The sequence below is a fragment of the Microvirga mediterraneensis genome, assembly GCF_013520865.1.
Lineage (GTDB): Bacteria > Pseudomonadota > Alphaproteobacteria > Rhizobiales > Beijerinckiaceae > Microvirga > Microvirga mediterraneensis.
Genome location: NZ_JACDXJ010000001.1, coordinates 1,572,544 through 1,595,440 on the forward strand (window position 1 = coordinate 1,572,544; position 22,897 = coordinate 1,595,440).

Below are 22,897 nucleotides of genomic sequence, written 5' to 3' on the forward strand. Positions count from 1 at the left end.
GGGACTTCAGGAGGGCCGGTCGCTCAGGGAGCGACACTTGATCGATCCGATCCGGCCGGATGCGGGTTACTTCTTCGTCACCGCCTTGGCGATCTGGTCGACGCTGGCTTGAAGAGCGGTCAGCCCGCCCCCCACAAGGTACCAATCGACGGGGTCGAGATAGACGACTTGGTTCTGCTTCCAGGCCGAGGTCTGGGCCACGAGTTCGTTGTCCAGCACCTTCTTGGCTGCGCCACCATCCCGGCCGACCACCACGTCCCTGTCGATCACGAACAGCCAGTCCGGATTGGTCTTGAGGATGAACTCCGCCGACACGGCCTGTCCGTGGCTGGTCGTGGCCAAGCCCTCGACGGCGGGCGCGAGCCCGAATTCGTCGTGGAGGATCCCGAAGCGCGAGCCGGGCCCATAGGCACTCATCTTGCCCCCTGTCGTGAGGACCAGGAGTCCGCTGCCGGCCTTGGCTGCATTCCGGCGCAGATCGGCCATGGATGTCTCGAGCTTGGTCAGCTGTGTCTCGGCCTCTGCTTCCTTGTCGAAAATTTTGCCGAGAATCCGAACGTTGCGCTTCACGCCGCTCATGAAGTCCTTCGGATCGACCGTGAGGTCGATGGTCGGGGCGATCTTCGCCAGATCGGCATATTTGGCGCTGGAGCGGCCACCCACGACGATGAGATCAGGTTCGGCCGCGTTGACGGCCTCGTAATCGGGCTCGAACAGGGTGCCGACCTTCTCGTATTGGTCCGAACCATACTTTGCCAGATATTCCGGGAACCGGGCCGTCGGCACGCCGGAAACCTCGACGCCCAGAGCATTCAGCGTATCGAGCGAGGCCATGTCGAAAGCCAGAACCTTCCTGGGCTTCCGGGGGACGGTCGTCTCGCCCTTGGCATGCTGGATCGTCAGATCCTGCGCCTGTGCGCTGCCCGTCAAGGAGCCGAGTGCCAGGGCTCCGGCAAGAAGAGCTGCGAGCGGGCAGCGGGCCGCGAAGGTCATCATCACTTCAATTCTCCGGTTATCGCGTTTCCTTCGGCATGCGGGAGCCCAGTCGTCCACGTGCCGCCGACGCGGCCTCCCGTGGATATCCGTCTTGCTGTCCCGCATCATGCTTCGTGCAGTCCGTCGTTCGGTAAGGCGATATGACCTCAGAAGGTCGCCGACATGCCGATCCAGAGGCGCCGTCCCTCCACCACCGTGTTGTAGTCGGTGGGTTCGATCTCCTTGTCGAAGACGTTGTAGATGGCGGCGTTCATGGCAAGCTTCTCGGTGAAGTTGTAGGTCAGGCCCATATCCATCGTGGCGTAGGCATCGTACCTTCGACCGGCAGTGCCGTTGATGATGACAGGCGTACCGTTCGTGCCGATGCGTGCGCCGCCCACGATCTCCGCGCCGTGGTAGTTCACTTGGGTCCAGGTCGACAGGCCGGCTATCGGCGTATTCCAGTCCAGGCGCGCATTGGCCATGTGCCGTGGCGTGCGGGCGAGCGGGAAGCCCGCGAAGTCGCCCGTCCGCTGCTCGGAATCCGTCAAGGTGTAGCTGCCGCGGATCGAGATCGCTTCCGTGGCGCGCCAGCTCGCCGCCAGCTCGACGCCCTGGATGATCGCATCGTCGATGTTGTAGTTGTACCAGAGGCGGTAGTTCGGATCCTCCGACCAGCGCACCGGGTTGCCGGCATCGTCCAGGACCAGCGCGTTGCTGATCTTGTCCCGGAAATCCGTGTAGAAATAGGTTGCGCTCGCGGTGAAGCCGTCGAGATTGTCCCAGAGAGCGGCGATCTCGTAGCTCGTGCTCGTCTCCGCCTGAAGATTGGGATCGGCCAGGATGACCCCGCAAGTCCCGTTCGGCCCGTAGCTGCAGCCTGCGCCGCCGGTCGTATAGGCGTAGCCCGGCGCGATCTGGCGGACTTCGGGAGCCCGGAAACCGGTCGAGACGCCTCCCTTCAGGGTGAGGTTCTCGGTGGCATGCCACACCGCGTAGCTGCGAGGGCTGTAATGGGCGCCATAAATCTCATGATGATCCATGCGCAGCCCGTTCGTCAGCGAGAAGGTGCCGGTCAGACGCCACTCGTCCTCCGCGAAGAGAGCCCATTGGTTGATCGTGAACGTCTCGTCGATGCGCGTGCGCCGACCCGGATTCTGGTCGTTGAGCGAGGCGTTGGACCATTGGCCGCCCGTCACGAGCGTGTGGCTCCCGAAAAAATCGAACGGCGTCGTGAACTTGCCGTCGACGATCGTGTTGCGGATCTCGGGCGAGCGCGGGTTCTTGTCGAAGGCGAGCGTGCGCGGGTTCTCCGTGTAGCTCCTGCGCTCCGCCCATTCCTGCATAATCGATAAGGTTGAGGTCGTGGGCCCCCAGCGTCCCTCGTGTGTCAGCGACCAATACTTGCGGTCGTTGTGATTGTAGGTGTCGCTGGCGGTGCTCTCGAGCGTTCCCCATTTGGAAGCGTCACGTCGGATGCGGGTGAAGCCGCTTTCGAGCATGATGTCGTGGTTCTCGGTCGGGGTGAAGGTCAGCCGTCCGCCGATATTGCCTTCGCGGGCTCCCGTGATGCCGCTGAGAAAATCATCTTCGCCGCGGCCGAACCCGCGCCCCCAGAGCTGAAGCCCCAGCATGCGGTGAATGAGCGGACCGCTGGTGTAGAACGAGCCTTGCGCGGAGTTGCCGAAATACTCGCGCTGCTGGAGCGTACCGTCCGCCGTGATGGAGGTCGTCCAGCGGTCGGAAACCTTGCGTGTGATGATGTTGATGACGCCGCCCATGGCGTCGGAGCCATAAAGGGAAGACATGGGGCCGCGCACGACCTCGATGCGGTCGATGGCCGTGACCGGAGGAATGAAGCTCTGTTCGAAACCGGCATTGCCGTTGGTGCGTGCATCCCGGGTGCTCTGCCGCTTCCCGTCGACGAGGATCAGCGTGTAGGTGCCTGGAAGGCCACGGATGAAGATGTCCTTCTCGTTGGCGACACCGGTAACGGCAACGCCCTGGACCTCCCTCAAGGCATCCGTCAGATCACGGAACGAACCTCTCTCCAGTTCCTCCCGCGTGATGACGGAGATGCTCGCAGGCGCATTCTTGACGGTCTGTTCGAAGCCTGCGGCCGTCACGACGACCTGATCCAGGTTGATCACGTCATCGTGACCGGATGCCGGGCCGGCATCGACGGCCTGCGCCAAGGCAACTCCGGGGCTGAGAAGAAGAGTTGTCGACAGGCTCGTAAAGGCGAAAAGCATCGCGAGCCTGCAGCGCTCCTTGTGCCTCCGCAGCAAGTGCGGCGCGGCGGATTTCGCCCGTCCGACACGAGCCGGCGATGTCGGAAATCCTCTCCTGGAATCCTGCCGAGACGGCGTAGCAATGCCTCTCATCTGTCCCCGTGCCCCTCATCCTATGAAATGATGAGGCAGCTAGTAGGTTTGCGGTCCGATGATGGTCAACGGCTATGTTTGAGACTCATTCTGAGTTCAGAAAATCGCAAATTACAATGACTCTAAAGTTATCGTCTGCGGCTTGAAAGATCTTCTGGAATGGGGAATAGCCGTTCCACGTTCATGTGGCGCCGGATCATCATCCGGCCAATCCGTCATGGGTTTTGAAGACAGAAAAATCGTGACATCGACGACCGAAGAGACCTCCTTGAAACTCGGGCATCTCCGTCTGCTCCTGGCACTCGATGCTCTGCTGATGGAGGGAAGCGTCGGCCGAGCGGCCGAGCGGATGGGAATGGGCACGCCCGCCATGAGCAGGATCCTCGGACAGATCCGCGACGTCTATGGTGATCCGATCTTCATTCGCTCGTCGCGACGGCTCATTCCAACACCGTTCGCGGAATCCATGCGGCAGCGCATCCGTGCCCTGGCGGCCGAGGCGGAAGCGCTTCTGCGGCGGCAGGAGACGTCGCCCGAGACCATCGTCATCGGTCCTATGGACGTCTCAGGAGACCCTGTCATCGAGGCGGCGCCTTTGACGACGAGGCCGAGCATCCTGCTGGAGGGCGAGCCTCTTCCCGAGACCTTCGCGCGAAAACTCGCGGCGCTCGGGAAGGTCGAGGATGCTCGAAAGCGGCTTGCCAAGCACATTGCCACGATCGGAGCCGGCATCGGGCATAGTCGCCCCCTGACGATGAGCGAAGCGCAGGATGCCTTCTCCATCATTCTCGAAGGAAAAGCTGACCCGGTGCAGGTCGGGGCGCTGCTCTCCGTGATGCACTTCCGGGGAGAAACCGCAGCCGAACTCGCCGGGTTCGCTCAAGCAGCCCGGGCCCACATCGGTGTGATGGGCCAGGAGGCCACGGTCCATCTGGACTGGCCGGCTTACATTTCTCCGAAATCCAGAAGAATGCCCTGGTTTCTCCAGGCTGCCCTGCTGCTGGCGCAGTGCGGCTATCGGATCCTGCTGCATGGCAATGACGGCAGCGCCAACACCAGGGGCGCGCTCGTCTCGGCGGCGCGGGCCATCGGCATTCCCGTCTGCGCAAGCCCTGTCGCGGCTGTCGATGCAATGGCCGACGCCGGGATCGCCTATGTCCCGATTGCCGCCCTATCGTCGCAGATCCATCGTCTTCTGTCGCTCTACAGCGTGCTTGAGACGCGCTCCCCGATTCATTCCCTCATGCCGCTCGTCAATCCTTTCGCTGCCCCCGCGAGCATGATGGGCGTCGTTCGTCCCGCCTACCGTGACCTGCATCGCGATGCAGGATCGATCCTCGGATACCGGAACATGACCATTCTCGGGGCAAGCCGCGACGCCGCAGAGGCAACGCCCTTCCGCTCAAGCACGCTTCTGCGCCTCGTGGACGGCAGGGCCGAGGATCTCTTCGTTCCCGCGCAGCCGGAGCCGAAAGCCTATGCCCTGACGGGAATGACAAGTCTCGAATACTGGCACGGCGTATGGAAGGGCACCGTCCGGGACGAGCGTGCCGTTGCCATCATAACCCATACGGTTGCCGTCGCGCTTCTCACGATGAGCAAGAGTGCTGAATCCTTCGAGGAGCACCTGAGGAGGGCGCAGGAGCTCTGGCGCAATCGCCGAAGAGGATCCGCACGCGGGCGTCGAGGTGAAATCGAGCCCTGGGGATCCGGCAGCGGCTCCGTGGCAGACCCTGGGTGAGCAACAGGCGTGGTTTTGCGGCCCCTTTCGGTAGAAAACCGGGTCCCCTTTTCCGCAGGATGCGCTAGGCTTTGCGACGATCACCTGGATGGGGGGCCTTCATGACCGGTTATGGCGACACCTACTATGCCCGTACACTTGCGGATGATTCCCAACGGCCATCGCTCACCGGGACGATCAAGGCCGATGTCGCCATCGTCGGGGGCGGGCTCGCAGGCCTCACGGCGGCCCTCGAGCTCGCCCGGGCCGGTCGGTCGGTCGTGATCCTGGAGGCCGAACGGGTCGGCTGGGGAGCATCGGGGCGCAATGGAGGTTTCGTCGGTCCGGGCTACGCGACGAGCCACGCCAACATCACCCGCATGGTCGGCGGCGAGCGAGCCCAGGCCCTGCATCGCCTCTCGATCGAGGGCGTGCGGATCGTTGAAGGAAATCTCGATGCTCTCGGCATGACCGAGAACAAGCGCATCTATGGCAAGATGAGCGTGCTCCGGTACGACGATCCTGATGGTCTCTCGCGCCAGTGCGAGATGCTGAAGAAGACCTTCGATTACCACGTGGAGGTGATGCAGACCGATGCCGTGCGAGCCGTCCTTCGCTCTCCCAAGTATTTTCAGGCGCTCTACGACCCGGCATCCTTTCATTTCCACCCCCTCAACTATGCGCGATCCCTGGCGAAGGCGATCGAGGATCTGAACGGAAAAATCTACGAAGGCTCACGCGTGACCGGCTGTGACTTCGACGGCGCGGAGAAGGTCGTCAGGACGGAGCGCGGCGAGGTCAGGGCCCGCGACGTGGTGCTGGCGGGCGGCGGCTATACGGATGATCTGGTGCCCCGCCTTCGCCGCAGCATTCTGCCGATTGCAACCTATGTTCTTCTCACGGAATCGGCGCCTGAGAAAATTTCGGACGCGGTGCGGACGCCGATGGCGATCGGCGACAACCGCCGTGCAGGTGATTACTACCGCGTCGTCGACGGAGGGGCGCGGCTTCTCTGGGGCGGGCGGATCACGACGCGCACGACGGAGCCGCGTCGTCTCGCTGAAATGATGCAGAAGACGATGGCCTCCACCTATCCCCAGCTCGAAGGCGTACGCGTGGAGACGGCATGGTCGGGCCTCATGGCGTACGCCCGTCACCTGATGCCTCTCATCGGAAAGCTGCAGCCGGGCGTCTGGCACGTGTTCGGCTTCGGCGGACGCGGCATGAACACGACGGCCATCGGCGGGCGGGGGATCGCGGGAGGCATCCCCGGCCCGAGTGATCGCTACCGCCTCTACGAGCCCTTCAGTCTCGCGTGGAACGGGGGCCCGTTCGGGGTTGCCGCGGCGCAGCTCACGTATTGGACCTATCAGGCGCTGGACCTTGCAAAGGAGCGTCGGGCGGCGCGGGCCGCCTGACCGGCTTGCCGCCTCGCATTGGGTGAACCGGAGCGCAGGTCATCCACAAGGCGATATGGGGAGCCGCGGACGGAGCTCTGTCGCGGTTGCGGCGGTCTTGGTAATGCAACGACCTTGAGGTGGTGGTGGCAAGACCCAGGGAGGTTCGAATTTCGAGCGAGGAACTTTTGGCCTCGGGATCGTCGATGCCTGTCCGGATCGGGCTGGCCCAGGACTGACACGACCTCATGGTGCCCACCTATGGGCGGCTGCGGCGTCCTCCCATCGGTGATTCTTGGGATGCGTCGCCAGCAAGAACGAGATCACGGGCAGCCCGAGCCGTGTTCTCGTCGCAGATGACCACAGAGGCGAGGTGGGCCTTCAGGGCTGCCGCGATGGCAGGAATCTTGTTGCGTCCGCCGGATGCGAGAATGACCGTTGGAATGCGCGAGAGTTCACTGAGCGGCAGCGCGATGGCGCGAAGGTTCAGGGGGTGGTCGATAACCCGGCCTTCTGCGTCATAGAACTGACCGAGTATGTCGCCGACGGCGCCGAGCGCCAGAAGTTCCTCGGTGGGCACGTCTCGCGGCAGGCCGTAGCGGATCAGCAGGGAGCGGAGCGACAGGTCGCCGATGCTGAGAACCGCGACATCGTTCGCCGAAATGCGCTCGAATGCCTCGCGAAACACGTCCTGAGACAGGATGATGTCGCGTGATGCGGGACTTCCCGCGTAAATGGGCGCAGCCAGATACTGGCACTCGGCGCTCAGCCGGTTGGCAAGGCTGCTCGCCGTCTCGAAGGTGTTGAGCTCCAGCCCGTGTGTCAGCCCTCCCATCATCGAGTTGACGCATAAATCCGGGTAGCGGCCCGGGCGCATATTGCGGATGGTCTCGCGAAGGGTCGCGCCCCAACCCAGGCCGAGACCCTTCACGCGATTCGCTTCGAGAAAATTCGACAGGTACTCTCCCGCCGCCTGCCCGAGCAGAACCGGCACGAGATCAGGATCATCCGGCGTCGGGATGATCACGGCATCCTTCAGACCGAACTCGCGGATGAGGGCCTGTTCGAGTTCGACGCAGGTGGCAAAGCGCGAATTGAGGGTGATGCTGATCAGGCCGCTCGTGCGTGCCTCCACGAGCATCCGGTTCACGCGGAGCCTCGTCATGCCGAGCTTCTCCGCGATGTCGGCCTGCGTCATGCCCTCCATGAAATAGAGCCACGCGACCCGGGCCTCGAGAGAATTGTCATCCGTGTTCAGCATAGTCGCGCGCCTGAAGTGGTTGTCCGAAGCCTGTGTCGAGTCCCCGAGGCGCCTTCGCGGACCGGGATCCACCCGCAGAATCCGACGCAACGTGTTTCGATCATGACAGGATTGTCATGAGGTGGAACAGAGTTTCGGCGCAATCATCGAACGAATCCACCCGTGGGGGCAAGGGCGCAGGCGCCCCGTTGCCATCGTCATACAATTGTAATATCTAATATGCAAATGTATCGCGAGTGAGGGGTCAATGACAGGTCAGGCGCAGGTTCTCAACGAGGCGGTACGGAAGGCAACGACGACCCGTCAGGTGTTCGTCTCCTCCTCGGCGCTTGCCTTCCTGCCCGATTCCGTTCGCGCTGTGGGCGATCGCGCGCCGATGATCGTCGCCGATCAGAACACGATGACGGCCGCCGGTTGCGATGCGCTCGCGGTTCTCGAACAGGCCGGTCTTCCGGCCATCGCGCCGGTCATTCTGGAGGCAGCGCCGCGCGTGAAGCCCCATGCCGCCCTCGCGCGGGACATTGCCGAAGCCATCAAGGGGCAGGGGACGATTCCGGTCGCCGTCGGATCGGGCGTGATCAACGATCTCACGAAGTACGCGGCCGAACTCGCCGGTGTTCCTTACATATGCGTCGCGACGGCCGCCTCGATGGACGGCTATGCGGCCTCGGGCGCTGCCTTGCTCGATGACGGCTTCAAGCGCACGCTGGATTGCGCGCCACCCGTCGGCATCGTGGCCGATCTCGACGTGATCGCGCGCGCCCCGGCCCGCATGGCAGGCTGGGGCTATGGCGATCTCGCCGGAAAGATCGTCGCCGGCGTCGATTGGAAGCTGGCCGATCTGCTCGGCGAAGAGTCGATCAAACCCGAACCCTTCGCCCTCGTGCAGGACAATGTGCGCGGATGGTTGTCGCAGCCCGGCGCTATCGGCCGCGCGGATCCCGCCGCACTGGGCGACCTCGTGAACGGCCTGCTCGTATCGGGCTTCGCCATGCAGGCGCACGGCAATTCACGGCCGGCAAGCGGGGCCGAACATCTCATTTCCCACGTGTGGGAAATGGAGCGCCTGACCTACCAGGGCGAGCCCGCGGCGCATGGCGCCTGCGTGGGAATCGGGACCGTTGCAATTCTCGCCTTGTACGAGTGGTTCCTGGCGCAGGACATCGACGAGAACGTCATCATGCAGGCGCGTGGCGTCGTGTCCTCACCCGAGACGATCGAGGCGGAGATCGAAGCGGCGTTCTCGGATCAGCACATTGCCGACAGCGCGCGGACGGAGATGAGCGTCAAGCTGGAGCGAGGGCCGAGCCGGGCAAAACGCCTTGCGACGCTCGCCGCGGATTGGCCCGCTCTGCGCGAGGAACTGCGCCGGTACTGCATTTCTCCCGACGAAATGGAAGCCTGGCTTCGCGCGGCCGGAGCCGCAGCGCATCCTGGCGACCTCGGGGTGCCTCTGACGCAACTGGCGAAGGAATATCGGCGCGCGCGGCTGATCCGCCGGCGCTTCACCATCTTGGATCTTCTCGAGGATCTGGGGTGGCTCGACAAGGGAATTGCCGCACTCATGGCCGATGGAGGCTTTTGGGGAAGGCGTTCGAAAGGGCAGGGGATCGCTATCTCGACGCCCTGAAGCGGGAGAGAAGGATCATATGGGAGGACATCATAATGAGAAGTGACAAGACGATACCGCGCATGGCCGCCGGAGCGCTGGCGCTAATTCTGTCCGGTGCCGCCTATGCCGAGCCTGTCGAGGTGCAATGGTGGCACGCCATGAACGGCGTCAACGGAGAGCGCGTCGAAGAGCTTGCCAGGAAGTTCAACGAGTCCAACGACCAGTACAAAGTCGTTGCGGTGAACAAGGGCAATTACGACGAGGTCATCAACAGCACCATCGCAGCCTATCGCGCCAAGCGTCCTCCTCACATCGTGCAGATCTACGAGCGCGGCTTCATGACCATGCTGCTCTCGGACGCGATCGTCCCGGTGCAGGAGCTCATGGACAAGACCGGCCACAAGATCGAATGGGCCGACTTCATCAAGCCGGTGGCGGGGTTCTATTCCTATAAGGGCAAGCTCGCGGCGATGCCCTTCAACTCGTCCTCGCCGATCCTCTTCTACAACAAGGACCAGTTCCAGAAGGCCGGGTTCGACAAGCCGGCAGAGACCTGGGGCGAGTTCGAGAAGCAGCTCTACGCCATCAAGAAATCTGGCGCTGCCGAGTGCGGAACGGCGTTGGCGACCGACTATCACTGGAGCCTCATCGAGAACTACAGCGCCATCAACGACCAGCCCTATGCCACGAAAGCGAACGGCTACAATGGTCTCGATACGGAGTTCGTCTACAATAAGACGCTCGTGGTGCCGCAGGTGGCCCGCCTGAAGAAATGGCTCGATGACGGCGTGCTGCAGATTGCCGGCCAGGGCTTCAGCCCCGAGCAGCTCTTTACCTCCGGAAAATGCGCCACCTACTTCGCGTCGACCGCAGCGCATAGCGGCATCGAGCGCAATTCGAAGATTGCCTGGAGCGCGACCTTCATGCCGTGGGAGGAAGGTAAGCAGCCGAAGAACAGCACCATCGGCGGCGCTGCCCTGTGGGTGATCAAGGGTCACAAGCCGGAGGAGGAGAAAGCGATCGCAGCCTTCTTCGACTATCTCGCGAAGCCCGAGACGCAGCTCTGGTGGCACAAGGCGACGGGATATGTCCCGCTCACCAACAAGGCCTACGAGATGGCCAAGTCCGAAGGCTACTACAAGGAAAGCCCAACGCGCGAGATCGCCATCCAGCAGCTCAACCGCGGCACGCCGAGCGACAACTCTCTCGGGTTCCATTTCGGCAACTTCACCCAGTCCATGTTCGCCCAGCGCGAGGAGGTCGAGGCCCTGTTCGCCGGTAAGAAGGACGCCCAGCAGGCGATGGACGACGCCGTGAAGCGCGGCAACGAGGTTCTCCGCCAGTACGAGCGTCTCAACAAAGGCAAGTACTGACCGAAAGAAGCGGCACTGGTCTGTCCTCGGACCAGTGCCGCATCCTGTCTGTCGAGCGGAGATTTGACGTGGTCGCAACCACTCACGAACCCGGTCTGAAGCATGCCCATTTTCAGACCGCGGGCCTGCCGGCCCTGCTGCTTCTGCCGCAGCTCCTCATCCTCCTCTTCTTTTTCTTCATCCCTTCGATCCGGGCCCTCCTGCAGGCGTTCCTGCTGACGGATCCGTTCGGAGCAAGCGTTCACTTCGTCTGGTTCGACAATTTCACGGCCCTCTTTGCGAGCGACAGCTACCGCAACTCCATCTGGGTGACGATCTGGTTCACCCTGGCCCAGAACGTGGTGACGATTACCGTCGCGCTCGTACTCGCCTTCGCGACGGATCGGGTGGTGCGCTTCCAGTCCGGCTATAAGAGCGTCATTCTGCTGCCTTACGCGATCGCGCCCGTCATCGCGGGCGTCATGTGGGCGTTCCTGTTCAATCCGGCCGTCGGCCCCATCGCGTTCTTCATCAAGTCGCTTGGGATTGCGTGGGATCCAAACCGCAACGGCTATGACGCGATGCTGCTCGTGGTTCTGGCGGCGTCATGGAAGCACATCTGCTACGACTACATCTTTCTCGTCGCGGGTCTCCTGGCCGTGCCGAAATCCCTGATGGAAGCCGCCGCCGTCGACGGCGCGGGGCCGATCCGGCGCTTCTTCCAGATCGCGCTGCCGCTCCTCGGACCGACGCTGTTCTTCCTCACGACCATGAACTTCGTCTACGGGTTCTTCGAGACTTTCGCCATCATCGATGCAGTCACCCGAGGCGGCCCGGCGGGCGCCACGAACATCCTCGTCTACAAGGTCTATCAGGACGGCTTCGTCAATCTCGACCTCGGGTCTTCGGCGGCCCAGTCGGTTCTCCTGATGACATTCGCCCTCCTCCTGACTCTGCTGCAGTTCAAGTATGTTGAACGCAAGGTCAATTACAGTATCTGATCATGGTCGAACGCTCCCCCATTCTCACGGCGATCTGCCATCTGATCCTCATCGGCGGCATCGTGCTGGTCTGCATGCCGCTCTACTTCGCCTTCATCGCCGGTTCGCTGACGATGGAGGAGGTGCAGCAGGTGCCGATGCCCTGGTTGCCCGGTGACCACTTCCTGGAAAACCTGGCGACTGCATGGATCAAGGCGGATTTCGGGCAGCTTCTCCTGAACTCCTTCATCGTGGCGATCGGCATCACGGTCGGAAAGGTGGCAATCTCGCTCCTGTCCGCATTCGCGATCACCTATTTCCGGTTCCGGTTCCGTATTCTGGCCTTCTGGCTGATCTTCATGTCGCTGATGCTTCCGGTCGAGGTGCGGATCGTGCCGACCTACGAGGCGGTCGCGAACGCGGCGCTGCCGGTGCAATGGCTGATCGATCTCCTCAACATCCAGGGACTCTGGGAGTGGATATCCGGCAACAGGATCGAGATCGCCCTCGAATGGAACATGCTGAACACCTATCAGGGGCTGATCCTGCCGCTGATCGCCTCGGCATCCGCCACGTTCCTGTTCCGGCAGTTCTTCCTCACCGTTCCCGAGGAGCTTCTGGAGGCGGCGCGTCTCGATGGCGCATCGGCCATGCGCTTCTTCTGGACGATCCTTCTCCCGCTCTCGCGCTCCAACATCATCGCCCTGTCGATCATTCTCTTCCTCTACGGGTGGAACCAGTACCTCTGGCCGCTGCTCTTCACGACCGAGAAGGACATGGCCACGGCCGTCATCGGCGTGAAGCACCTCATCCCGCGCTCCGACACGGAGCCTGCCTGGAACGTGGCGATGAGCGGCGCTCTCCTGGTGATGCTCCCGCCCGTCCTGGTGGTCCTCGTCATGCAGCGTTGGTTCGTCCGCGGCCTTGTCGACAGCAGCAAATAAGGAACTCTCCTCATGGTCATGATCATCGGTCATCGCGGGGCGCGTAATCTCTGGCCCGAGAACAGCCTGGAAGGCTTCCGCAGGCTCACAGAGCTTGACGTGGAAGGGGTTGAATTCGACGTGCATCTGACGGCGGACGGCAAGCTCGCCGTGATCCACGATCCGACGCTCGAACGGACCACGATGGGATCCGGCTCCGTGGGCGCCCGGACCTTGGCCGAGCTCCAGGCAACTCCCCTGCGGGATTGCCAGGAAGGCGTCCCGAGCCTCGCTCAGGTTCTGGAGCTGTTGGGCAACAGTTCGCTTGAGCTTCATATCGAGCTGAAGACCGACGCCGTCGGCACGGCCTATAAGGGCATGGAGGCCAAGGTCGTGGAAGCCGTGCGCCGCCATGGCCTCGAGACGAGAGCAATCTTGACCTGCTTCATGCTGGAGGTGCTCGAGACGGTTCGCAACGTCGATCCCACCCTTCCCGTGCTGGCGTCCGTCGATCGGCGTTCCTGCGAGATGCTCGGTGGGCTGGACCGGGCCATCGAACGCTTGAAGGCGATTCCCGGGATCTATGTAGCGGTTGAAAAGTCCCTGCTGATCCACACTACGGAGCGGTTCACCGAGGCGTTCGGAGCCGACAGGCTCGGCACTTGGGTGCCGAACGATGACGGGGATCTGCGCTACTGGTTGGGCCAGCCTGTTCGGCAGATCACGACCGATCGGCCCGATCTCGCGTTGCGGATCAGATCCGATCTTCAGAGTGCTTGAGCGGGCAGGGAGCCGGGCCAGTCGGGGCGGATGGGATTGCCGCCGGGTGGGCGATGTTTCAGATGGCGCCCAGACGCTGCATCAGGAACGACGCTGAGACCGGGACGATCCTTGCGGCGAAGCTGCGCGGGTTGGGTTGCATCGGGCCCGAGCCTTGTCGAGCAGAGACTTGACATGTTGCCTGACGGCGCCTTCGCTCATGGACAATGCGCTTGCGATGTCGCCGTTCGTTTCGCCGCTCGCCACGAGGCAAAGCACGTGAGCCTCTTCCTGGGAAAGGATCGGCGAAGGTGCCCCTGTGCCGGGCTGTAGATGAGATCGACGCCTTCGCCTGCAGCGAAGGCAGATGAGATTTCCTGTCATGGCGGTTGCCCCCCAGCAACGCTATTTCAACCGATTATAGACTCAAGAGGGGCGTCTCACTTTGCCGGACGACGCAATCTCTGTGCCGTCTGCCTCAAGCGAGTAATCGATGTCGGGAGGGTTAATCACACCCGCAGATCGCGAATCCACTGTGCCACGATCGGCCCGCTCGAACCCGATCTGTGGCGCTGGACCGCGAGTTGGGCCAGGCTGCCCTCGGCGCGGGCCTCCCGAGGTGACATGTCGAACATGCGTCGGAATGCACGGCTGAAGGCCGCTTCATTGCCGAACCCCCACGAATACGCAAGATCCGCGATCGAGCGATGCGACGGGGATGGGGAGGTAAGTTCGGCAAAGCATCGAAACATCCGGCGCTCCCGGATGTAGCCGCTCAGTCCGCCGAGAGGCGCGAACATGCGGACGAGGGTCGCTCGCGACACGTGGAACTCGCGGGTCATGCTCTCGGCCGTCAGGCCCGGATCGGCCAGATTTGCTTCGATGTAACGCTTGATGGTCAGGAGCAGGGCGCCCCTCTTGGCCGTCGCGACCGTCTCCCGTGAATCGGCCGATGGGCCGAAACAGCCTGCGATCAGGCTTGCCGTCGCTTCGGAGATCGCTGCTCCATCCTCTGCGCTCAGCGAGCCAGCCGTCTTATAAATCGTCTGCATGTAGGTGCCGAGGACATGGCCGAGCCCGGTCCTGCCGGACAGCACGGTTCCGTGCAGTCCGTCGGGATGCCTGAGAAGGGGCTCCAGCATGGTTCTCGGAACGATGCAGTTCAGGTTATGGAAGTGATCGGCCTGTGTCTGCAACGTCTGTGAGAGGTCGAGGATGCTGATGTCGCCCGGCCTCACTCGGATATTCCGCCCATCGACCTCTCCGGCATAGCCGCCCTGTGAGTATAGCTGGACGACGTAATGATCGACACCACTGCGGGCGATCGTGAGCGGCGAGCGATGAAACCGCTGCGCGTTCGCGCTCACGCTCCCGAAGACGAGAGGACCGAGATGGTAGCTGTCGACTTTGACCTGGAAGGCGTCGACCGTCTGTGAATCGGGCATCGACACATCGAACAGGGGAGACGCTATGCTGCGCCATGTCCAGAACGCCTCTTCGGCGGATGAAGCTGCGGAGCCAACGAACAAAAATGACGGCAGGCCGGACATGATCGATGGGGCGCCCAGGTTCAGATAATGTCGTTCCTTGAACCGGAGAGAGGCTACTGGACTGAGGTGGAAAAGGAATACGTATTGTCCGCAGGTCCGGAAAGAATTTCGGTCCCGGCCGGAAAATCATCGGCAGAAGGCTACCCGATATAAGGAAGCCTGAAGTGGTCATTAACTCTTTGGTGACCATGTCCCTACTTGCCGGATTCCGCCTTGAACAGAGGCCGCCATCGACCGTTAACCGCACGGATGTGTTCAGTGAGGTTGCGTACATGGCTCCAATGCTGTCCCCTTGGACCCGCCCCAAGCCGTCGAGGCAAGCAGCTCCCAAATCGCTGCGTCAGCGTGTTCTCGTCGTCGAGGATGAGTTGATCATCGGAGAGCTCGCGGCCGAATCGCTCATCGATGCAGGCTACGAGGTCTTCACGGCGGCCAGCGCGGAGGAGGCCGAGATCCTTCTAAGGGAGATGTCGGTGGATATTCTGTTCACCGATATCGATCTGGGTGGCCGAGACGGCTTCGAGCTGGCGCAGACCGCGCTGTCGCTCCAGCCGCTCTTATCCGTCGTCTTCACCTCCGGCCGCTCTCGGATCTGCCACGGTCGGTGCGCATCGGTGGGAGTGCCTTTCCTCGCCAAGCCTTACCGCCTCGCCGAATTGGTGGAAGCAGTCGAGCGCGCCTTGAAGCCGAGATCGACGCAGTGACAGGCCTTCCTCATAAGCGCCAGCCCCGACGACGGTCTTGCCGCCTCATCCGGTCTCTGACGCGCTGCCCGGGCGCTTGCCTGTGCGGAAAGCGTGTGCATAGATTTTTCTTGTCAGTTCGGAGGCATGCTGAATATTAGCCCTCGAACGCACACAGGGCATCTATGGAAGCGGAGAAAGCCCCCCCAGAGACGTCTTCGGATCGTGAAGACCATCTGAAACGTGACCGGACAACGCGAAGCTTCGTAACATCCGAGGACGTAGCGCGGCTCGCTGGCGTGTCCCGCTCGGCCGTTTCGCGCACCTTTACGCCTGGCGCCAGTGTCTCGGCAGATGTGAGGCATCGCGTCCAAGAGGCTGCCAAGACCCTTGGATATCGGGTCAATCGCTTGGCCCGGAGCCTGATCAGCGATCAGTCCAACTTGGTTGGGGTCGTCGGCGCCAACTTGTCCTTGCCCTTCATGGCGCGCCAGCTCGACGAGCTGAGCCGAGAGCTTCTCAGGCGCGGCATGCAATGCCTGCTCCTGAATGCCGCCGAGGCGGAGCAGGGGATCACGCCGCTGATCGAACTTATCCTCGAGTTCCGGGTCCGGGCCATCGTTGTGATGTCCGGTTCGCCGCCATCGTCGATCATCGACGAGTGCATGGCCAACGGCGTGCGGGTGATTCTGGTCAATCGACAGGCGGACGACACCGAAGCCGATACGATCATCAGCGATGACCTCAGCGGAGCCCGCATCGCGGCTGAGCGCCTCGTCCGTGCGGGCTGCCGGCGGATCGGCGTTGTGGGGAGCGGGGCTCAAACTCCGACCCAGATCCGCCGTCGGGGCGCCTTCGTGGACCGCGTCAGAGAGGCCGGGATCGAGCCGGCCGTTTGGGCTTCGGGCGAAACTGCCTACGAGACCGGAATCGATGCCGCGAGAGGCTTGCTCTCGGCTCACGACCTCGATGGCGTCTTCTGCGTCACGGATCTCATGGCACTGGGCTTCCTCGATGGCGCGCGCGAGATGGGCCGGCGCATTCCCGAGGATCTGTCGATCATCGGCTTCGACGATATCCAGCAATCGGCCTGGGCCGCCTATCGCCTGACCACTGTCAGGCAGTCGATGAGCGATCTCACGGAATCTGTTCTGGCGGCTATCGAGCGAAAAATGACCGGGGAGAAGGGTGACCTCGCGCACGAGGTCCTCCCCGTCGAGCTCGTCGAACGAGCGACCGTCCGTTCTGCTCCCTAATCCAAAGGCAAATTTCTTAGTCGGAAGGCTCTTGCAGCCTTTGCACACGTGTGCAATCTTGTTGAGACTTCACCCTTACGTTGGGGGAAGTTCAGCGGACTGACCGCCCTTCCGGCCCGACCGGATGAGAGCATTCGAACATCAGCCGCAACGAGGAACGCTTTTGGGCCGCCATTCGGCCTTGGGAAGGATGTAGCGGAATGACGAGCTCGGCGGCGCCAGTGCAGACCTCATCGCGCATCTCCTCGGCAGGAGCCGTTGCGGGCCGCCTCTGGCACTTCCTCACTCAGCCCGAACGCCTTCTGGGCATCCTCCTGGCCCTCGTGTTGGGAGGGCTGGTTCTCGTGCCGCTGTTCGAGCTGATCCGCGAGACTTTGACCGTTCAACCGTATGATCGCGCCTATCTGCCGAAAGCGCAGCCGGGCGAGTTCACATTGTTTCACTACGAGCGCGTCTTCGCCGGGCGTCTATCCTGGGCAATATTCTACAAGCCGTTCTTCAATTCCCTTGTCACGGCATTCGCCGCCACCATCATCTGTCTGGCCGTCGGCGCGGGGTTTGCCTGGCTGATCGTGCGAACAAACATTCCGTTCCGGAATTTCCTGCACACGCTGGTGATGATCCCCTACATGCTTCCGTCGTGGGTGATGGCGCTTGCCTGGATCACGTTCTTCAAAAACGACCGCATCGGTGGAGCATCCGGCGCCTTCGCGTATTTCTTCGGCGTGCAGCCGCCGGACTGGATCGCCTATGGCCCGATTCCGATCATTATCTGCCTGTCGCTGCATTACTACGTCTACGCCTACCTCTCAGTGTCGAGCTCGATTACGAGCGTCGACAGCCAACTCGAGGAGGCTGGAGCAATGGCGGGACTTTCCCGTCTCAAGCAGTTCCTCTGGATCACGGCTCCGCTGCTGCTGCCCGCCATCGGCTCCGCGGTGGTGATGACCTTCATCCGCGTGGTCGGCTCGTTTGGTACGCCTGCCGTCCTCGGCATGCCTGTGCGTTATTATGTGTTGCCGACGCAGATCTATGCCGCCATGGGGACGCGCAATGCGGGCGACGGCTTCCTGCTTGCTTTGGTGCTCGTCGTACTCGCTTGCCTGTTCATCTTCATCAACCAGCGCCTCATCGGCGTTCGTAAGAGCTTCGTGACCTTGTCCGGCAAGGGATTTCGCAGCAAGGAGATTGACCTCGGGTCCTGGCGGTGGCCGCTTTTCATCCTCGTCATGCTGCTCATGGCGGCGGCGGTCGCATTCCCGCTCGTCCTCCTGATCCTGCAATCGCTGATCAAAACGGCGGGCAATTACAGCCTCGGGAACCTGACGCTGCATTACTGGATCGGCGGCGGAGGCGAGGGCGTCGATCAGCTGCAGGCAGCCCTCGTCGACAACGGCAATATTCTCGACGCCACCTGGAACAGTCTCAAGCTCGCGTTCCTCACGGCCATGACGACAGGAATCTTCGGATTCCTCATCGGCTATGTGGTGGTCAGGACCCGTGGCTCGCTTACCTCGCGGGCACTCGAGATGGTGGCCTTCCTGCCGTACATCTTCCCGGCACTTGCCTTCGGGGCGATCTATATCGGCATGTTCGCCCGTCCATTCGGGCCGGTCCCCGCTCTCTACGGCACATTCGCGCTGCTCGTCCTGATCTGCTCGGTCAAGACGCTGCCCTTCACCTCGCGCACCGGAATCGCGGCGCTGCTGCAGATCGACAAGTCGCTGGAGGAGGCTGCTCGCGTCCAAGGCATCGGCTGGATCCGCCGGATGATCCGGATCATCGTGCCCATCGCGGCCGGCGGGCTTCTCTCCGGCATGCTGCTGAGCTTCATCAGCATCATGCGCGAGCTGTCGCTCATCATTCTCCTCGTCACGCCTTCGACGAATGTACTCGCAGGCGTCATCTACAATTACCAGAACCAGGATATGCCGCAGCTCGTCGGCGTCGCCACCGTGCTGCTCGTCGCCATCGTGATTGCGGTCAACCTGGTCGTCCGTGCCTTGTCAACGAAGACGAGGGTTGGAGCGGTCTAAATGCTCCGATCCAAATCGTCATAACGAGAAGAAGGAGGAAGCCCATCATGACACCGACATTCCGCAGCGCAAAAGCCTGGCTTGCGGCTGGCGCCCTGACCCTCTCACTGGCGGCGCCGGCTTTGGCGCAGAAACCCGATCCCAAGTGGGACGCCTGGCTGCAGAAGAGCCAGCTCGGCCCTTACCAGAAGAACGAGAATTGGGACGAGGTCATCGCCAATGCAAAGAAGGAGGGAGAGGTCGTTGTCTATTCCTCCACCGGAACGATGATGAAGGTGGCCGAGGACTTCGCGAAATTCTATCCGGACATTAAGGTCAAGGCCTACGATCTCGGCTCCGAGAAGACGATCGAGAAGGTCGTTCGAGAGCATCAGGCCGGTGTGTATGCGGCGGATGTCGTCTACTCGGGCGGAACCGAACAGATGGTGTTCGACCTGCTTCCGAACCACCGCATCGTCAACTATGTGCCGCCCTACCTGGCGGACAGGATTCCGGCCGAGCATCGAGAGCCTCTGCTGACGCATGTGATCGAGGCCTATGGCGTCTTCTACAACTCGGAGGCTTATCCGCAGCCGCCGATCAAGACGATCTGGGAACTCACCGAACCGCAATGGAAAGGCCGCTTCTCCATGAAGTCGCCGGCTGGCTCTCTCACGACGCTGATGATGCTGGCAGCCATCGTCGAGCATTCGGACGAGATGCGGAAAGCCTATGAGCAGCATTATGGAAAGAAGCTGGAACTCTCACCGGGCGTCGAGAACGCAGGCTATGAATTCCTGCACCGGCTGATCGGGAACGACATCGTCATTTCGGACAACAGCTCGAAAATTGCGACGGCAGTCGGCCTCCGCGGCCAGGCCAAGCCCCCGATGGCGTTCTCGGTCATCCACTATCTTACGAAGAACCAGAGCGATAATTACGCGAATGCGATTCCCTACGACCTGACGCCTTCGGCCCTGTTCTCCTATCCGACCTATGTGGCGGTCGCCGGACAGGCGCCGCATCCGAATGCTGCGAAGCTTTTCGTGGCGTTCCTGATGGGCAGCAAGGACTTGAACAGCACATCGGAACTGAAAGCACCGTTCCGTTCCGGTCCGTCCCTGGACCTCCTGCAGGGCATGGCCGCCTTCTATCAGGTCGGCACCTTCTCGCCACGCACCGACGTTCCGCCGCCGCCCTACAGCGAGATGTGGCCCAAGGCCCGGAAGCTGACGGCGTCGCCTGAGTTTGTGAAGGACAACATCGCGAAGATCAGCGACTTCTGGATGGCCGAGACGAGCCGCTAATCCGACCCGAATGGCTTCCGCACGAGAGAGTGCCCATGTCTGAAATCACCCTCAGAAGCATCACCAAGTCGTACGGAAGCCATCTGGCCCTTCCGAGTCTCGACCTCGACATCCCAAAGGGAAGCTTCGTGACCCTCCTCGGTCCGTCGGGCTGCGGCAAGACCACGACCCTGCGCGTCATCGCCGGCCTCGAGCAGGCGACCACCGGAGAGGTCGTGCTCGGTGGAAAGACGGTTTATTCCAGCGGGACAGGTGTCTTCGTCCCGCCTGAACGGCGCGGCCTCGGGTTCATTTTCCAAAGCTATGCGCTTTGGCCCAACATGAAGGTCGACCGGAACATCACCCTGGCGCTCTCGGAGGCGAAGAAGCCGGCGCAGGTGATCGAGGAGCGGCTTGCCGAAGCCCTCGCGAAAGTCCAGTTGACAGGGCTCGCCGACCGCTACCCATCCGAGCTATCGGGCGGTCAACAGCAGCGCGTCGCCGTAGCCCGCCTGATCGCCGCCCGAAACTCGATCCTGCTCATGGACGAGCCTCTGTCGAACCTCGACGCGAAGCTCAGGACGGAGATGCGGACCGAGCTGAAGCGCATGCACCGCGAGCTGCAGGCGACCACGGTCTATGTCACGCACGATCAGGTCGAGGCGCTCACCATGTCGGATATCGTCGTGGTGATGAAGGACGGCGTCATCCAGCAGCAGGGATCGCCTTACGAGATCTATCATAACCCCGCCAATCTCTTCGTCGCCGAGTTCATCGGCGATCCCAGGATCAATCTTTTCGATGGAGTTCTGAGTAGGAGCGGGAGCGAACGCGTCATGCGCTTCGAGGACAGCGTCATTTCCGTTCCCGCGGGCCTGCAGCGCGGGGATGGTCCAGTGACGTTCGCGATCCGTCCCGAGAACATCACGATCGTCGAGCGGCAGGGCCCGTTCAGTCTGCCGGCGGAAGTCGACATCGTTCAGCCTACCGGATCGCAGACGATCATTTCGCTCTCGGTCAAAGGTCACCGGGTCACGGCGCTCATCCCGCGCTTCGAGACCTCCCTGCCGAAGAAGAACATCTGGATCGAATTTCCAGCCGACCAGCTCACCTTCTTCGACAAGGGAACCGGCAATCGTGTCCCACTGGGGGCGCCCGTTCTCGGTGCATCCCATGCTGCATGAACGCAGACACAAGGCCCATCTGCCGCGGCAATACGTTGATGAATTTAGGATTTGAGATGGCAACCCAATTCAACTTCCCCCGTCCTCCGATGAGCCTGATCGTCGACGATCTTCCGCCATTCGGCGTCAAGCTCTATGTCGGGGACGCAAATGCGGCATCGGACCGGGAGATGCTCGAGAGCAACGACATCGCCATCGTGGTGAACTGCGCCGTCAATCTCGATATCGACTACACGGCCGGCGTAGGAGCCTCGGATATCGCGTCGCCTCATGGGCCCGTTCGGAACTACAAGCTGGGCCTCATCGACGATGCGGGCAATCCGGACACCATGCTGCTTGCAGGCTACTACCTGCTCGACGGTGCCCTGAACCAGCAGCTGCCGGACCGCTACACCTATCCGCATCGGCGTCGCGGTAATGTCCTGCTCCACTGCCGGGGAGGCCGCAGCCGGTCCGTGATCCTCGCGGCCTTGTATATTCACATCCAGATTCCCGACCGCTTCCCAACCCTCGATTCAGCCATCGATCACCTGCGCGTCACGCGTGAACTCCACCCTGACGAATGGATGGAGACGCCGAAGCCGATGCTGATCGGGGCCGCCCGCCACGCTGCTGCGTGGATCCAGCGGATCGAAAGCGACAAGCATCCGGTCCCGCGGGCCGTCTCCTCCAGCCGATAACAGGATAGACCCTTATGGCCTTCTCGAACATTGCCAGGGCTTCGGATGCCGTTTCTTTGCCTGTGGCGGAGAAAGCCGATCTCAGGTTCTCCGTCGCATGCGCGATCGCGCGCGAGGCGGGGGCCTTGGCTCGCCGCCGTTTCAATGGGCGTCCCGGTACCGCCGGGATCAATCTCAAGGGCCATCAGGACTACCTCTCGGCTGTCGACGCAGAGGTCGAGGGCCTGATCCGGATGCGAATGCTGGAGAGCTTTCCTGAGGACTCCTTCTTCGGCGAGGAGGGAGGGGGATCGTTCGACAGCGATGTCTGGGTGGTGGATCCCATCGACGGCACGGCGAACTTCGTGCGCGGGATCTCGCAGTTCTGCATCTCCATTGCCTATGTCCAGAATGGTCAGACGCAGATCGGGATCATCTATGATCCTATGCAGGACGAGTTGTTCGCGGCCGAGCGTGGCCGGGGAGCAACCCTGAACGGCGAGCTCATCCGGGTCAGTGGATTGTCAGATATGCAATCGGCGACGATCGAGGCGGGCTGGTCGACCCGCCTGCCGCTCAGTCGATATGTCGAGCTTGTAGACAGGATCCTGACGGATGGCGCCGGCGTCCGGCGCGGCGGCTCGGGCGCGCTCGCTCTTGCTTACGTGGCGGCCGGCCGGATCGACGGCTACTGCGAACTGCACATGAATTCCTGGGATGCCTTGGCCGGGCTGCTGCTGATTGAGGAAGCCGGAGGCTGGGTGAACGATTTCCTGGCCAATTCCGGACTGTGCGACGGCAACGTCGTGCTCGGCTGCACATCGGGTCTGAAGATCCCTCTCGTCCAAGCGATGGGAATGGACCGACCGAATTCGACCCCTTGATCCTGGATGGCGACGAC

At 62.1% G+C, this 22,897-nt stretch carries 19 protein-coding genes; 14 read left to right on the forward strand and 5 right to left on the reverse strand.

Translation table 11 applies throughout. From position 1 onward, the window contains the following. Nucleotides 1-66 precede the first annotated feature (66 nt). Together H0S73_RS07405 and H0S73_RS07410 are read right to left on the reverse strand one after the other, a co-directional pair. Nucleotides 67-996: a siderophore ABC transporter substrate-binding protein gene (locus H0S73_RS07405; protein WP_181054271.1), complete on the reverse strand. Its 930-nt coding sequence runs from the start codon at nucleotides 994-996 to the stop codon at nucleotides 67-69. A 146-nt stretch (nucleotides 997-1,142) separates the two neighbouring features. Further along, complete coding sequence (locus H0S73_RS07410) at nucleotides 1,143-3,227, reverse strand: TonB-dependent receptor domain-containing protein (protein WP_246388764.1); 2,085 nt, start codon at nucleotides 3,225-3,227, stop codon at nucleotides 1,143-1,145. A 373-nt stretch (nucleotides 3,228-3,600) separates the two neighbouring features. Here H0S73_RS07410 and H0S73_RS07415 point away from each other — a divergent pair, with 373 nt between their 5' ends. Beyond that, complete coding sequence (locus tag H0S73_RS07415; RefSeq protein WP_343058268.1) at nucleotides 3,601-5,100, forward strand: glycosyl transferase family protein; 1,500 nt, start codon at nucleotides 3,601-3,603, stop codon at nucleotides 5,098-5,100. A gap of 101 nt (nucleotides 5,101-5,201) precedes the next feature. Next, entirely contained in the window at nucleotides 5,202-6,497 is a 1,296-nt protein-coding gene (locus tag H0S73_RS07420) for an NAD(P)/FAD-dependent oxidoreductase (protein WP_181051548.1), read from the forward strand. Nucleotides 6,498-6,735: 238 nt separating this feature from the next. Here the strand turns inward: H0S73_RS07420 and H0S73_RS07425 are convergent, their stop codons facing one another. Then, nucleotides 6,736-7,737 (reverse strand): sugar-binding transcriptional regulator, encoded by a 1,002-nt coding sequence (locus H0S73_RS07425; RefSeq protein ID WP_181051549.1) that lies wholly within the window; start codon nucleotides 7,735-7,737, stop codon nucleotides 6,736-6,738. A gap of 247 nt (nucleotides 7,738-7,984) precedes the next feature. Between H0S73_RS07425 and H0S73_RS07430 the strand changes: the two genes are divergently transcribed. The 5 genes from H0S73_RS07430 (at nucleotide 7,985) to H0S73_RS07450 (ending at nucleotide 13,384) form a co-directional block, all read left to right on the forward strand. Continuing rightward, entirely contained in the window at nucleotides 7,985-9,367 is a 1,383-nt protein-coding gene (locus H0S73_RS07430; protein WP_181051550.1) for a sn-glycerol-1-phosphate dehydrogenase, read from the forward strand. A 35-nt stretch (nucleotides 9,368-9,402) separates the two neighbouring features. Continuing rightward, complete coding sequence (locus H0S73_RS07435; RefSeq protein WP_181051551.1) at nucleotides 9,403-10,722, forward strand: extracellular solute-binding protein; 1,320 nt, start codon at nucleotides 9,403-9,405, stop codon at nucleotides 10,720-10,722. Between the two features lie 68 nt (nucleotides 10,723-10,790). Then, nucleotides 10,791-11,702 (forward strand): ABC transporter permease subunit, encoded by a 912-nt coding sequence (locus H0S73_RS07440; protein ID WP_181051552.1) that lies wholly within the window; start codon nucleotides 10,791-10,793, stop codon nucleotides 11,700-11,702. Between the two features lie 2 nt (nucleotides 11,703-11,704). Further along, on the forward strand, nucleotides 11,705-12,625 hold the full coding sequence (locus H0S73_RS07445) for an ABC transporter permease subunit (RefSeq protein ID WP_181051553.1): 921 nt from the start codon (nucleotides 11,705-11,707) through the stop codon (nucleotides 12,623-12,625). A 12-nt stretch (nucleotides 12,626-12,637) separates the two neighbouring features. Then, nucleotides 12,638-13,384 carry a glycerophosphodiester phosphodiesterase family protein gene (locus H0S73_RS07450; protein ID WP_181051554.1) on the forward strand — a complete coding sequence of 249 codons (747 nt, stop codon included), beginning with the start codon at nucleotides 12,638-12,640 and terminating at the stop codon, nucleotides 13,382-13,384. A gap of 81 nt (nucleotides 13,385-13,465) precedes the next feature. Here the strand turns inward: H0S73_RS07450 and H0S73_RS26335 are convergent, their stop codons facing one another. After that, nucleotides 13,466-13,747, reverse strand: a complete 282-nt coding sequence (locus H0S73_RS26335; protein WP_425488179.1) for a response regulator transcription factor — start codon at nucleotides 13,745-13,747, stop codon at nucleotides 13,466-13,468. 125 nt (nucleotides 13,748-13,872) lie between these two features. Further along, nucleotides 13,873-14,808: an AraC-like ligand-binding domain-containing protein gene (locus H0S73_RS07460; RefSeq protein WP_181051556.1), complete on the reverse strand. Its 936-nt coding sequence runs from the start codon at nucleotides 14,806-14,808 to the stop codon at nucleotides 13,873-13,875. Nucleotides 14,809-15,185: 377 nt separating this feature from the next. Here H0S73_RS07460 and H0S73_RS07465 point away from each other — a divergent pair, with 377 nt between their 5' ends. The 7 genes from H0S73_RS07465 (at nucleotide 15,186) to H0S73_RS07495 (ending at nucleotide 22,880) form a co-directional block, all read left to right on the forward strand. Continuing rightward, entirely contained in the window at nucleotides 15,186-15,617 is a 432-nt protein-coding gene (locus H0S73_RS07465) for a response regulator (protein WP_181051557.1), read from the forward strand. Between the two features lie 164 nt (nucleotides 15,618-15,781). Next, on the forward strand, nucleotides 15,782-16,852 hold the full coding sequence (locus H0S73_RS07470; RefSeq protein ID WP_425488180.1) for a LacI family DNA-binding transcriptional regulator: 1,071 nt from the start codon (nucleotides 15,782-15,784) through the stop codon (nucleotides 16,850-16,852). Between the two features lie 200 nt (nucleotides 16,853-17,052). Further along, on the forward strand, nucleotides 17,053-18,888 hold the full coding sequence (locus tag H0S73_RS07475; protein ID WP_181051558.1) for an ABC transporter permease: 1,836 nt from the start codon (nucleotides 17,053-17,055) through the stop codon (nucleotides 18,886-18,888). A gap of 47 nt (nucleotides 18,889-18,935) precedes the next feature. Then, entirely contained in the window at nucleotides 18,936-20,174 is a 1,239-nt protein-coding gene (locus H0S73_RS07480) for an ABC transporter substrate-binding protein (protein WP_181051559.1), read from the forward strand. A gap of 35 nt (nucleotides 20,175-20,209) precedes the next feature. Further along, nucleotides 20,210-21,337: an ABC transporter ATP-binding protein gene (locus H0S73_RS07485; protein ID WP_181051560.1), complete on the forward strand. Its 1,128-nt coding sequence runs from the start codon at nucleotides 20,210-20,212 to the stop codon at nucleotides 21,335-21,337. Nucleotides 21,338-21,393: 56 nt separating this feature from the next. Continuing rightward, nucleotides 21,394-22,017, forward strand: coding sequence for a protein-tyrosine phosphatase family protein (locus H0S73_RS07490; protein WP_181051561.1), 624 nt, complete (start codon nucleotides 21,394-21,396; stop codon nucleotides 22,015-22,017). Nucleotides 22,018-22,031: 14 nt separating this feature from the next. Continuing rightward, nucleotides 22,032-22,880, forward strand: a complete 849-nt coding sequence (locus tag H0S73_RS07495) for an inositol monophosphatase family protein (protein WP_181051562.1) — start codon at nucleotides 22,032-22,034, stop codon at nucleotides 22,878-22,880. Nucleotides 22,881-22,897 lie beyond the last annotated feature (17 nt).